General features: G+C 72.5%; 7 protein-coding genes. 3 read left to right on the top strand and 4 right to left on the bottom strand.

Translation table 11 applies throughout. From position 1 onward, the window contains the following. The 3 genes from ACIBCM_RS23975 to ACIBCM_RS23965 all read left to right on the top strand — a co-directional run bounded on the left by ACIBCM_RS23975 (position 1) and on the right by ACIBCM_RS23965 (position 6,955). Complete coding sequence (locus ACIBCM_RS23975) at positions 1-1,398, top strand: glycosyl transferase (RefSeq protein WP_399246387.1); 1,398 nt, start codon at positions 1-3, stop codon at positions 1,396-1,398. Continuing rightward, positions 1,395-3,527, top strand: a complete 2,133-nt coding sequence (locus tag ACIBCM_RS23970; protein WP_399246385.1) for a hypothetical protein — start codon at positions 1,395-1,397, stop codon at positions 3,525-3,527. The genes ACIBCM_RS23975 and ACIBCM_RS23970 overlap by 4 nt, the downstream gene beginning before the upstream one ends. 977 nt (positions 3,528-4,504) lie before the next feature. Continuing rightward, positions 4,505-6,955, top strand: coding sequence for a glycosyl transferase family 1 (locus tag ACIBCM_RS23965; RefSeq protein WP_399246383.1), 2,451 nt, complete (start codon positions 4,505-4,507; stop codon positions 6,953-6,955). Positions 6,956-7,116: 161 nt separating this feature from the next. Here ACIBCM_RS23965 and ACIBCM_RS23960 read toward each other — a convergent pair whose 3' ends face one another. The 4 genes from ACIBCM_RS23960 to ACIBCM_RS23945 all read right to left on the bottom strand — a co-directional run bounded on the left by ACIBCM_RS23960 (position 7,117) and on the right by ACIBCM_RS23945 (position 12,273). Beyond that, positions 7,117-8,400 carry a nucleotide sugar dehydrogenase gene (locus ACIBCM_RS23960; protein ID WP_399246382.1) on the bottom strand — a complete coding sequence of 428 codons (1,284 nt, stop codon included), beginning with the start codon at positions 8,398-8,400 and terminating at the stop codon, positions 7,117-7,119. Beyond that, on the bottom strand, positions 8,397-10,043 hold the full coding sequence (locus tag ACIBCM_RS23955) for a glycosyltransferase family 2 protein (RefSeq protein WP_399246380.1): 1,647 nt from the start codon (positions 10,041-10,043) through the stop codon (positions 8,397-8,399). The genes ACIBCM_RS23960 and ACIBCM_RS23955 overlap by 4 nt, the downstream gene beginning before the upstream one ends. A 62-nt stretch (positions 10,044-10,105) precedes the next feature. Beyond that, positions 10,106-11,149, bottom strand: coding sequence for a Gfo/Idh/MocA family protein (locus tag ACIBCM_RS23950; RefSeq protein ID WP_399246378.1), 1,044 nt, complete (start codon positions 11,147-11,149; stop codon positions 10,106-10,108). Then, positions 11,146-12,273: a DegT/DnrJ/EryC1/StrS family aminotransferase gene (locus tag ACIBCM_RS23945; RefSeq protein ID WP_399246376.1), complete on the bottom strand. Its 1,128-nt coding sequence runs from the start codon at positions 12,271-12,273 to the stop codon at positions 11,146-11,148. Before ACIBCM_RS23945 ends, ACIBCM_RS23950 begins: the two co-directional genes overlap by 4 nt. Positions 12,274-12,451: the final 178 nt, after the last annotated feature.

Raw genomic sequence — 12,451 nt, 5'->3', positions numbered from 1 at the left:
ATGACCCGCCGGGGCGGCCCCGCACCGGTGACCGAGCCCGGCCGGCCGCATCTGATCTATCTGGCGATCGGCTTCCCGCCGGCGGCGAAGAGCTGCGCGTACCGCATGCGCGAGACGGCGAACCAGTTCATCGCCCAGGGCTGGGACGTGACCGTGGTGACGATCCTGGAGGAGAGCTGGGAGCGTGAGTACGGTCTCGACCACACGCTCTCCGAGGCGGTCGACCCACGGACCAGCATCGTCGAACTGCCGCTGGTGCGCGAGGACTTGGAGACGGACATCCGCCGCTTCACGGAGAAGCGGGCGCTCCAGCCCACCCAGTGGGCGCTGCGGGAGCGCGAGAGCCATCTGAAGCACTTCCCGGAGCCGGTGTTCGGCGGCTGGCGCGAGGAACTGGAGCGCGCGGTCGTCGACATCCACCGGGAGCGCCCGGCGGATCTGCTGGTGGCGAGCTGCGCTCCGTATGTGAATCTCGCCGCCGCGTGGAAGCTGTGGGAGACGCACAAGGTGCCGTACGCCATCGACTTCCGCGACGGCTGGTCCGTCGATGTCATCGGCGGCGGCGAGGCGTTCGAGCACGACTCGGTGTCCGGCCGCTGGGAGTCGAAGGTCCTCGGCGACGCGATCGGCATCTGGTGTGTCAACGACCCCATCGCCGACTTCTACCGGGACCGCTACCCGGAACTGGCCCACCGGGTCCACGTCGTGCGCAACGGCTTCGACAAGGACAGCCTGCCGCCGGTCACCTCCGTGCCCCGCGAGGACGAGGGGCTGGTCTTCGGCTATCTCGGGTCGGTCAACTTCAAGCCCGTCTTCCTGGAGACGGTGCTCAACGCGTGGCGCGCGGCGCGGGAGCGGGACCCGCTGGTGGCGCGCTCCCGGTTCGAGATCCGCGGGCACATCGGCGCGGGCGCCAGCCGCGAGGCCAACAAGCACATGGATCTGATCCGGGCGGCCGAGCCGGACGGTGTCACCTTCGGCGGGCCGGTGCCCAAGGCCGAGGTCGCCGCCACGTACAACAGCTGGGACGCGCTCGTCCTGATGCTCGTCGGCGGACGGTTCGTCACCTCGGGCAAGGTGTACGAGTTCATGGCGTCGGGCCTGCCGGTGCTCTCGGCGCACGAGAGCGACCACGACGCCTCGGCCATGCTGGAGGGCCATCCGCTGTGGACCGGGGCGGGCGGCCTGGACGAGGAGTTCCTGACCGAGGCGTTCTGCACGGCGGCGCGGATGGCCGTTGAGGCCGACGACGCCCAGCGGCGGGCGGCGCGCGACCACGCGGCCCGGTTCGCCCGGGACGCGGTGATGGAGCCCGCCGTACGGCAGCTGATCGAGGCGCGGCACGACGGTGAGCGGTCCGGCCGCGCTGACGCCCGGGCGGAGAGTGTGCAGGCGTGATCGAGGTACTGCTGGTCGCGTCGACCGCCCCGCGCGCCGAGAATCTCGCGGCCGCGGTGCGCGACCTGGCGAAGAGCGGAGAGGTACGGGTCCGGCTGGCCGGGTTCCCCCCGCTGGACGAACTCCCCGACGCCGAGGGCCTGGTGTCGCGGCAGTCGTTCGCGGCGGGCGCCAAGGGCCCCAAGGCGGCCGCCGCCGCCCGGGGGGCCAAGGACGGCGGCCCGGTGTGGCAGGCCGCCCGGCAGGACGGCGCGCTGCTCTCGGTCGCCCGCCGGGCGAAGGTGATCGTGGCCCTGGACATCCAGGCCGTCTACACGGTCTGGCAGCTGGCGCGGATCAACCGGGCCGCGCACGCTTGTTATGGGGTCGCCGCGGCGACCCGTGCCGTAGCCGACCGCAGCTCGCGCGGCGGGCACTATCTGCGCGCCGACTTCGTCGCCTCGCTGCCCCGGGCCGGTGCCGTGGCGCGCGGAGCGAAGCGCCGGGTCCTGCGCGCTCCCAAGAAGGTCGCGCGGGGCGCGATCGGCCCGAGGGTGCTGCGCACGGGCCCCGGCGCCCGGCTGTGGCGGGCCGCCGTGACCGCTCCCGGGCTGCCCGAGGACGTGCGCTTCAAGCTCGCGCGCCGGGTCGGCGAGGGCATGCGCAAGGCGAACCGTCCCGGCGGCGCGGTGCTGGCCCTCACCTCGGCCGCGGGGCGCACCCGTGACCCGCGCCACCGCGCCCGGCTGCTGGGCGACGCGGCCCGGCTCGATCTCGCGCGCGGCCGGGTCCCGGGCGGTCTCGCCGACGCGGTGAAGGCCGAACTCGGGTGCGCCGACACCCTGTTGGCGGCGGGGAGGAAGAAGCCGGCCGCCGCGTCGGTGATGCGGGCGATGGGCCTGGTCTTCCACCGGGTCCTGCACTTCGACCGCACCGAGTCGCCGCTCGCGGACGCCCCCGGGGAGTTCCCGGCACCCCTGTGGCACAGCAGCGCGGTCACCGCGCTCTCCCGGCCCGCCGGGCGTGCGGTCCCCGCCGCCGCCCCGCCCGTGGGACGGCCGCTGCGGCTGCTGTTCGTGGTCCGCCGCAACGACCACTTCCTCGGTGAGATCCGCGACCGTTACGAGAGTCACCCGGACGTGGAGGTCCGGGTGCTCGACGTGGCGGACGACCCCGCGCTGGCCAAGGTCTCGGCGGACCGGGTGGCGGAGTTCCGGCTCGGTGGGGCGCCGGAGGTCGGCGAGCTGCTGGAGCGGCGGCTGCGGCCCCATCTGGACTGGGCGGACACGGTGTTCGTCGACTGGATGACCGTTCCGGCCGCCCTGTTCACGGCCGTGGACCCGGGCACCACCCGGATCGTCGTACGGCTGCACAGCTATGAGACCTTCAGCGCCTGGCCGTATCTCACGGATCTCTCGCGGGTCGACGACCTGATCTTCGTCGGCGCGCATCTGCGGGATCTGACGGTGGCGGCGGTCCCGCAGCTGCGGGAGGCCCACGCGCCCGCGCTGCATGTCATCCCGAACGCGATGGATCTGGCCTCCTACGATCTGCCCAAGGACGCCGAGGCGCGGTTCACCCTGGCGCTGATCGGTATCTCGGCCGTGGCGAAGGACCCGCGCTGGGCGATCGAAGTGCTGCGGCTGCTGCGGGAGTCGGACGAGCGCTACCGGCTGTTCCTGATCGGTTCCGACGTCGACGCACGGCTGAGCGCTGCGTCCAAGGCGTATGCGCGGGAGTACGAGAAGGACCTCGCCGGACTGGAGGAGGCGGGGGCGGTCCGCCGCCTCGGGCAGCTCGACGACGTGCCCGCCGCGCTGACCGGGGTCGGGGTGATCCTCAGTTCCTCGGTCCGGGAGAGCTTCCACTGCGGTTTCGTGGAGGGCGCGGCGAGCGGCGCGGTGCCGGTGGGCCGGGACTGGCCGTTCTTCGCCCGCGGTGCCACGGGTGCGCGGACCCTCTTCCCCCAGGACTGGGTGGTCGCCTCCCCGCGTGAGGCGGCGGACCGGATCCTCGCGCTGACCGGTTCGGAGGAGGTCTGGCGCAAGCAGGCGCGGATGGCGTCCGAGCACGCCATCGCCACCTGGGACTGGCCGGTGGTGGCCGAGGCGTTCGACCACCTCCTGCTGGGCACTCCGGACCAGCGGTAAGACCGGGTCGCCGCGCCCGCCTCAACGGGACGGCGGCCCGGGGCACGTCCGGGGCGGCGGCCCGTGGGTGACGCCGCCGTGAACGGCCCGCCCCGGCCCCGGGAGCCCTCGGGGCCGCCGGGGCGGGCCCTCCGCCTTGGTGTGCCGGGTCCCCGCCCGCTTGTGCCATGGACGCCGGGCGTCACGAAACGCGGGTGTCACGAAACGCGGGTGTCATGGACGCGGTCCCGGTTCCGGCGGAGCCGCTGCCCGGGCCGCCCGGCACCCGGCGACGGCCCCCGGGGATCCCGTACGACCTCTGGCGCCTTCGCCCGGGCGCACACCGGCGGGCAGGGTCGGTCTCAGGCGCTGCTCCCCGGCTCCTTCCGCTCACGGACCGGCCCCGGGAAGCCGCCGGCCCCACTCGGCCCCGTCCCCTGACGTGCCGCCCCACTCTGCCGGGCGCGCCAAGGGCCCCCGCAACGGGACGACGGCCCCGGGCAAGCCCGGCGACACCGGCCGAGGAGCCTGCCCAACGACCCCGCCGGCCCTCTCTGCGACCCCGGCAACGGCCCCGGGAGACAGCCCGGAAACCCCGCTCCCCCGAGGCGTACGCCCCACGGCCGCGCTTCCACCGGAAACAGCGGCCGCACCCACCCCACCGGCCGCACCCGTCCGGGAACATCCGACCCGGCCACCGCACTGGGCCACATCCGTCACAGAGTATGAAAAACCGTCATCTCCCAGGCGCTACCCCCTTCGGGGGGATCACGCGACGCACGCGGGGCACACGCATATGCACGGGTCTACCGTGATTTTCCGTACGCGCCATCGGATCGAACCCTCCCGGCCCCAACTCCCCGAACTCTAGAATGATTTACCGACCCGCCCGGCCCCCGGCCGAAACCCGGCCTCCCTGCCCACGCCCGTTCGCGGAAAGGTGCCGGGGCCCGCGGGCCGTCCCCGATCACGACTGCTCCCCGGCAGGAGAGGCCTCGATGCCCTCGCTAGCAATGCCTGCCCGTCTGGTCATTCTGACGACCGACGGCGATATCGCTCCAGATGACCGAACCGGCCGCACCGCGCTCGCCGCGGCCCGGGCGGGCTGGGACGTCACCGTGCTCTGCCCCGGTGGCGGAGCGAGCACGGAGCGCGGCTCCCTGGAGTCCGTCTCGGTCGTCCGGGTGCCCGTCGGCACGGCGCTGCGCGCCCGGGCCGCCCGCACCGGGAGGGGGCACCGGCTGCGCCGGCTGACCCAGCTGGGCCTTCCCGACCGCGACGCGTACGACCGGGTGCGCGCCGCGCACCACGCATGGGTACGGGTCACCAGCGCGCGGGCCGCGGAGCGCGGCGGCACCGCCCGGACGGCGCTCAAGGCATGGCTGCGGCTGAGGCGTACCGCGCACCGGGTCCGCGCCGATGTGTTCCGCTGGGAGGAACGGCGCGACCGCAGGCCCGCCCGCGGGGACTGGGGCACCCGCTGGCCCGCCCTGCTCGACCGGGACGTCGCCCTCGGCCCGGTGCTGGAGAGGCTGCGGCCCGCCGTCGTGCTCGTCGTCGGCGCGGGCCTGCTGGCCACCGCCTCCATCAGCGTCACCCGGCTCCGGACGCTCGGCCTGTCCACCCGCTGGGTGTACGAGGCCGTGTGGGCCGACCGGGACCCCGCCGCCCCGGACGCGGACGCGCTGGACGCGCTGGTGCGGGAGTTCGCCGGGAAGGCGGACGCCGTGACCGCCGCGATACCGGAGCCGGCCGAGGGGACGGTCCCGCCGGACCGGGTCGTGGTCGTCCGGGAGGCACCCAACGCCTCCACCGCGCCCACGGGCGGCCACCCACGGCCCGCGTTACGCGATCTGTGCGGCCTGCACGGCGCGGGACCCCTGTGGGTGTGGCCCGACGGCCCGCTGCCGGCTCCGCCGCCCGGCACGGTGGTCGGCGCGCTCGCCGAACTGGGCGACCACCATCTCGCGGTCCTGCGCGACCGCGGCTCCGCCCCCGTGAAGGAACTGCTGCGCCTCGCCGACGAGGCCGGGTTACGGGACCGGGTCCATCTGCCGGCGCCGCCCGGGAACCGCCCCGGAGACCTGGACGCCTATCTCGCCTCCGCGGACATCGCGATCACGGGCCCCGAGCCCGCGCTCCCCGGCCTCCCGGACCGCGATCTGCTGGCCGCGCGCTACGCGCTGGCGGGACTGCGTCTGGTCAGCGCGGGCGACCGGCCGCGCGAACTCGCCAAGGCCGTCGTCGAGAACATCGCGGCCGGCCCGCCCGCCGCGCGGAGCTGGGAGGAAAACATCGCCCCCCTGCTGGACCGCTTCGCGGAGCTGGCCGGACACCCCGCCCTCGAACCGGTCGCCGTCGCCCCGGAAGCCCCCTCGGGCCCCGTCCCCATCTGGACGCCCATCAGCCGTGACACCCCCGTCCGGCTCACCCTCGGCCCCGCCAACTACGCGGGCCAGCTCTCCTCCTTCGCCCACGCCGTATGCCGCTCCCGCCCCGATGTGTCGGCGCAGGTGATCACGGCGGCCGCCGCCTCGGGCGGCTTCCGGTACCCCGCGGACATCCGGCTCGACTCCTCCCAGCTCGGCCGTCTCACGGTCCAGCTGGAGCAGATCGAGCGGGTCTTCGCCCACTCGACCCATGTCCTCGCCGACGCTTTCCACCCGCTGCTCGGCCGCTTCAACGGCAATCACATCGAGGGCGATCTTCCCGCCCTGCTGCGCCCGGGGCTCAAGGTCGCCCTGCTCGCCCACGGCAGCGAGGTACGCCACCCCGGGCGACACCGGGAGCGGCACCCGAACTCCCACTTCAACGACGCGCCCGAGGGACTCGCCGAGCGGCTGACCGCGGTCGCCGAACGCAACCGCGCCCTCGTCGAGCGCACCGGACTGCCCACCTTCGTCACCACGCCCGACCTCCTCGACGACCTCCCCACCGCGACCTGGGCCCCTCTGGTCGTCAATGTGGACGCCTTCGCCTGCGACCGGCCCGTCATGGAGCGCGCCAGGCCCGTCGTCCTGCACGCCCCTTCCACCCGCTGGACCAAGGGCACCGACCGGGTGCTGCCGGTGCTGAACGACCTGCACGACCGCGGGATCATCGAGTTCCGGCTCGCCGAGGGGATCGAGTGGGCGGGGATGCGGGAGATGGTGCGCGACTGCGACATCGTCGTCGACCAGTTCGCGATCGGCAGTTACGGCACCTTCGCCTGTGAGGGCATGGCGGCGGGCAAACCGGTGGTCGCCTATCTGACGGAGGGCGTCCGCGAGCGGTACGCGCCGGAGCTGCCCATCGTCAACGCCACCCCGGAGACACTGCGCGAGACGCTGGAGTCCCTGCTCGACGACCGTACGGCCACGATGGAACTGGGCAGGCGCTCGGCCTCGTTCGCCCGTGAGTTCCACGACGGTACGAAGACGGCCTCGGTGCTGGCCGGGTTCCTGACGTAACGGGCAGGCGGGCACACACACGGGGAGAGGCGGTCACCCCGAGGGGTGACCGCCTCTCCGCGATCAGCACGGATCAGACGAATCAGAACGGATCAGGCCCGAACAGGCCGGGCCGGATCCGCCAGATCCCAGCAGAACCGCCAGATCCCATCAGATCCGCTTCAGCCGCCGATGACGACCCGGCGGACACCGCTCCAGCGCGCGGGGTCGGTGGTCCGGCGGCCGTCGACCAGCACGGTGACGTCCGGCAGATCGGAGGAGGCCAGCTCCCGGTACTCGGCGTGGTCGGCCTGGAGGACCGCGGCGGTGACCTTCTCGCCCCTGTGGGGGGTGAGGCCGTGCGCGGCCAGCTCCTCGGCCGTGTACATCGGGTCGGAGACGTACGGCACCGCGCCGCGCGCCTTCAGGGCCTCGACGGTCCCGAAGACACCGGAGAACGCGGTCTCCTTGACCCCGCCCCGGTATGCGGCACCCAGCACCAGGACGTTCACGTCCGTCAGCTCGCCGTAGGCGGCGGCCAGCAGATCGACGGCGTACTCCGGCATCGCGGCGTTGGCCTCACGGGCCGAGCGCACGACGGTCGCCTCCGGGTCGTTCCACAGATACATCCGCGGGTAGATCGGGATGCAGTGGCCGCCGACGGCGATACCGGGCTGGTGGATGTGGCTGTACGGCTGCGAGTTGCAGGCCTCGATGACCTTCTTGACGTCGATGCCGTTCTTGTCTGCGAAGCGCGCGAACTGGTTCGCCAGGCCGATGTTGACATCGCGGTAGGTGGTCTCGGCGAGCTTCGCCAGCTCGGACGCCTCGGCGGTGCCCAGGTCCCACACGCCGTTCGGCCTCGGCAGGTCCTCGCGCTCGTCGAAGTCCAGCACCTGCTCGTAGAACTCGACACCGTGCTTCGCGGACGCCTCGTCGATACCGCCGACGAGCTTGGGGTAGCGGCGCAGATCGGCGAAGACCCGGCCGGTGAGCACCCGCTCCGGGGAGAAGACCAGGTGGAAGTCCTTCCCGGCGGTGAGGCCGGAGCCCTTCTCCAGCATCGGCGCCCAGCGGTCGCGGGTGGTGCCGACCGGCAGGGTCGTCTCGTACGAGACCAGGGTGCCGGGCTTGAGGCCCTTGGCGATCGCCTGGGTGGCCGAGTCCATCCAGCCGAAGTCGGGGGTGCCCTCGGCGTCCACGAACAGCGGGACGACGACCACGACGGCCTCGGACCGCGCGACGGCGGCGGCGGTGTCGGTCGTCGCGGACAGCAGGCCCGCGCCGACCGTCTGCTTGAGCTTGACATCGAGGTCGTGCTCGCCGGGGAACGGCTCGGTGCCGGCGTTGACCAGCTCGACGACCTTCTCGTTGACGTCCGCGCCGATGACCTTGTGGCCCTTGGCGGCGAACTGCACGGCGAGCGGGAGGCCGATCTTGCCGAGCGCGACTACACAGATATTCATCGGGTCAGTTTCCTCTTCACACGGGACAGCACATGGCGCAGTCGCTTGCCCGCGCCGGGCGGCGGCCCCCAGAGGGGAGCCGTACCGATCACCAGCCTGCCCCTGCGGTCACCGGCGGCGGAGACCCGGTACGGGGTCCCCTCCCTCCAGCGCCTGGCCAGCGGCAGCGGCCGGTCCTTCGTCTTCACGGGAATCTCGTACGTCGCGCCCACCATGTCGACATAGACACGGACCCCCAGGGAGGCGCGCCGCGGCGGCAGCGGGAACGTCGCACCCAGTACCGTACCGGTGCCGTCGTCGCTCACCTCGCGGGTGGGCCGGTCCCCGGGCGCGGGGAGCGCGGCGCCCCCCGGCAGCCGCCGGCCGCCGGGCTTGTCGGCGCTCCGGGGCAGCGCGTCGGGTGCCAGCCGCAGCGAGAGGGCGCCCGGCTCGCCGACGACCGGGACCCGGGCCCTCAGCGCGACGGCCATGTCCCGGCCCCGCTCACCGGTCTGCTCCCAGGCCGCGTCCAGCAGCCCGGTACCCTCGGCCAGGAGCGCGGGCAGGCCCTCGTCGCCGATGACCTCGAAGAGCCGGTCGGGCAGATCGAGCCGGCGGTCGCGGAAGCCCGGATACCGGGCGTACACCCGGCCGTCCTCGATGAGGAAGGTCACCGGACCGCCGCTGATCGACTCCACCAGTTCGGCGAGCGCGCCCCGCTGGGCGAGACCGATACGGACCCGCCGCTTGACGTCCATGGAGTCCCGGAGCGCGTCCGTGAAGTACAGATCGGCGAGCGCGGCGATCCCGGCGCAGACGTCCCGCTGGGTCTCCGGCTCCAGCGCGGGGAAGTCGTCCTGGACCAGCTTGGCCAGCTCCCAGGTGAAGTGCCGCTTGAAGACGGCGTCCCGCCGGGGACCGGCCTCGATCAGCGTGGCGGCGTGCCGCATGATGTCGGCCGTGCAGCGCAGCCGGGCGAGATGGTTGGCGCGATAGGTGATGTTGGAGGCGTCACCGCGCTTGACCGCGTAATAGCAGACGTAGTCGGCGAGTACGGAGATCTTCTCCGCCCGTACCAGCGCCTCGATGGTGAACGGCTGGTCGGAGCCGACCGGCATGTCCTCGGGGAAGCGCAGCTTGTGCGCCTCGACCAGTTCCCGCCGGAACAGCTTGGTGTTGGCGAGCGTGAAGGGCAGCGCGGAGTCGTAGAGGCTGACGTCCGGGTCGCTCTTCTTGTACAGCGCCTGGTGCACATAGCGGCCGTTGGTGCCGACCATCCTGCCGACGACGACGTCCGAGCCGTGCTTGTCGCCGTACGCGACCATCCGCTCCAGAGCCTCTTTGCCGAGGTAGTCGTCGGAGCCCATGAAGTAGACATAGCGCCCCGAGGCGATCTCCAGACCCCGGTTGCTGGGGGCCGCGGGGCCCTTGGAGTTGGCCTGGTGGACGACCTTGACCGTGTTCGGGTACTTCGCCGCGAACCGGTCGAGTTCCCGGCCGCTGTCGTCGGTCGAGCCGTCGTCCACCGCCACGATCTCCAGGCGGCCGAGACCGATGGACTGCTTCACCAGGGAGTTCAGACAGTCCGTGAGATACGGCATCGTGTTGTAGACGGCGATGACGACACTGACGTCCGGCACCCGGACGTCAGACGTTCTGCCCATCCCCCGCTCCCTGCCTCACTCGGGTGCCGATATTGCTGGGTGCGACGGGCGCGCCGCGCCCGTCAGCCGTCATGTTCCCGACGCTCCCGGTCCACCAGACTGACGGTGCTGCCGACCGACGCGGACTCCAGGACGGCGGCCGCGACCTCCACCGTACGCAGACCCTGGCGCAGGGTGCAGATGTCGTCGCTCTTGCCGAGCACCGCGTCACGGAACAGCTCGTGCTCGACGAGCAGCGGCTCGCGCTTGGGGATGGCGTAACGGATCATGTCGCCCTCGGCGACGCCGCGGAACGCCTGGAGCGCCTCCCACTCGGTGGCCTGGGCGGCGTTGGAGTAGAAGGTGAGGTCGGCGGTGAGGGTGTCGGCGATGAAGCAGCCCTTCTCACCGGTGACCGAGGTGAAGCGCTCCTTCAGCGGGGACAGCCAGTTCACCAGATGGTTGACCATCGTGCCGTCGGAGAGCTGGCCGACCGCGGAGACCATGTCCTCGTGCGGACGTCCCGACTTGGAGACCGTGCGCGCGGAGATCGAGGTGTACGTCTGGCCGGTCACCCACCCGGTCAGGTCGATGTCGTGGGTGGCGAGGTCCTTGACCACACCGACATCGGCGATGCGGTGCGGGAAGGGGCCCTGACGGCGGGTCACGACCTGGTAGACGTCGCCGAGTTCACCGGCTTCCAGCCGCTGGCGCAGCGAACGCAGCGCCGGGTTGCAGCGCTCGATATGGCCGACCCCGGCGATCAGCCCGCGCGACTCGAACGCCTCGACGAGCCTGCCGGCGCCCTCCACGGTGTCCGCGACGGGCTTCTCGATGAGGGCGCCGATACCGGCCCCGGCCAGTTTCAGACCGACTTCCTCGTGCAGCGCGGTGGGGCAGGCGACCACGGCGTAGTCGATGCCGAGCGCGATCAGCTCGTCGACCTCCGACAGCACGGGCGCGCCCTGCGCCCAGCCGTTCTTGTCACCCATCGGGTCGACGACACCGGCGAACTCGACGCCGTCCAGGCCGGCGAGTACGCGCGCGTGGTGGCGGCCCATCGAGCCGAGGCCGATCAGGCCGGCCCGCAGTCCCTGGGCTCCCTGGGGGGCCTGGGCGGTGGTCACAGATTCTCTCCAAGGTCGTTCACGGCGGCGGCGATGCGATCGAGGTCTTCCGCGGACAGCGAGGGGTGCACCGGCAGCGAGACGACCTCGGCGGCGGCCCGCTCGGTCTCGGGCAGGTCCCAGTTGCGCCCGGCCTTCTGGTCGGGCTCCCAGAACGGCTTCAGCCGGTGGATCGGGGTGGGGTAGTAGACCGCGTTGCCGACGCCCGCCTCGGTGAGCTTCGCCATCGCGGCGTCACGGGCGGCCGCCCCGCCGCGCACGCGGATCGTGTACTGGTGGTAGATGTGGCGCGCGCCCTCGGCGACGGTCGGCGTGCTCACGCCCGGCGCGGTGATCTGCTCGGTGAGGTAGGCCGCGTTGGCGATGCGCTGCTCGGTCCAGCCGTTCAGCTTGCCCAGCTGCACCCGGCCCACGGCCGCGGCCACATCGGTCATCCGCATATTGCAGCCGATGATCTCGTTGGCGTACCGCTGCTCCATGCCCTGGTTGCGCAGCAGCCGCAGCGTACGGGCGATCTCGGCGTCCCCGGTGGAGATCATGCCGCCTTCGAGCGAGTGCATGTTCTTGGTCGGGTAGAAGCTGAAGGTGCCGCCCGCCCCGAAGGCGCCGACCCGCGTGCCGTTGAGCGCCGCGCCGTGCGCCTGACAGGCGTCCTCGACGACGGCCAGCTTGTGCCGGGCGGCGATGGCCGTGATCTCGTCCATGGCGGCCGGGTGGCCGTACAGGTGCACCGGCATGATCGCGGCGGTACGGGGGGTGATGGCGGCCTCGACGGCGGCCGGGTCCAGACAGTAGGTGTCCGCCTCGATGTCGGCGAAGACGGCGTCGGCGCCGACGAGCCGGACCACGTTCGCGGTCGCGGCGAAGGAGAAGGAAGGAACGATTACCTCGTCGCCCGGACCGATACCGAGAGCCAGCAGCAGCAGATGCAGCGCGGAGGTACCCGAGTTCACAGCGACGCAGTGGCGCCCGTCGACCAGCTCCGAGAAGCCCTCCTCGAATGCCGCGACTTCGGGGCCCTGCACAACCCGCCCGCTGCGCAGTACACGTACCGCGGCCTCGATCTCCTCTTCACCGATAACCGGGCGGGCAGCGGGGATGGGCTGCTTGTTGCTGCTCGTCATGGAGGTCCTCCTAGAACACCAAAGAGCTGTCTGTGGCAGGAGGTCCGGGAAGCGGGCGTCGCACGAGGCCGCACACACCCCATCCGGCGCGAGCCGGCGCCCTACCGAGGATCATGGACCGGTTCCGTTCCCGAACCGGGCCCGGTCACCCACCGTAGTGTCCGGACGGGATCATCAC

Source organism: Streptomyces sp. NPDC051018 (assembly GCF_044456085.1).
Lineage (GTDB): Bacteria > Actinomycetota > Actinomycetes > Streptomycetales > Streptomycetaceae > Streptomyces.
This window is presented reverse-complemented; position numbering and strand designations above follow the sequence as displayed.

Excerpts from the sequence above, each read along its gene's own strand:
- ACIBCM_RS23945 (WP_399246376.1), bottom strand. The coding sequence starts at position 12,273 with ATGACGAGCAGCAACAAGCAGCCCATCCCCGCTGCCCGCCCGGTTATC.
- ACIBCM_RS23955 (WP_399246380.1), bottom strand. The coding sequence starts at position 10,043 with ATGGGCAGAACGTCTGACGTCCGGGTGCCGGACGTCAGTGTCGTCATC.
- ACIBCM_RS23975 (WP_399246387.1), top strand. The coding sequence starts at position 1 with ATGACCCGCCGGGGCGGCCCCGCACCGGTGACCGAGCCCGGCCGGCCG.
- ACIBCM_RS23960 (WP_399246382.1), bottom strand. The coding sequence starts at position 8,400 with ATGAATATCTGTGTAGTCGCGCTCGGCAAGATCGGCCTCCCGCTCGCC.
- ACIBCM_RS23965 (WP_399246383.1), top strand. The coding sequence starts at position 4,505 with ATGCCCTCGCTAGCAATGCCTGCCCGTCTGGTCATTCTGACGACCGAC.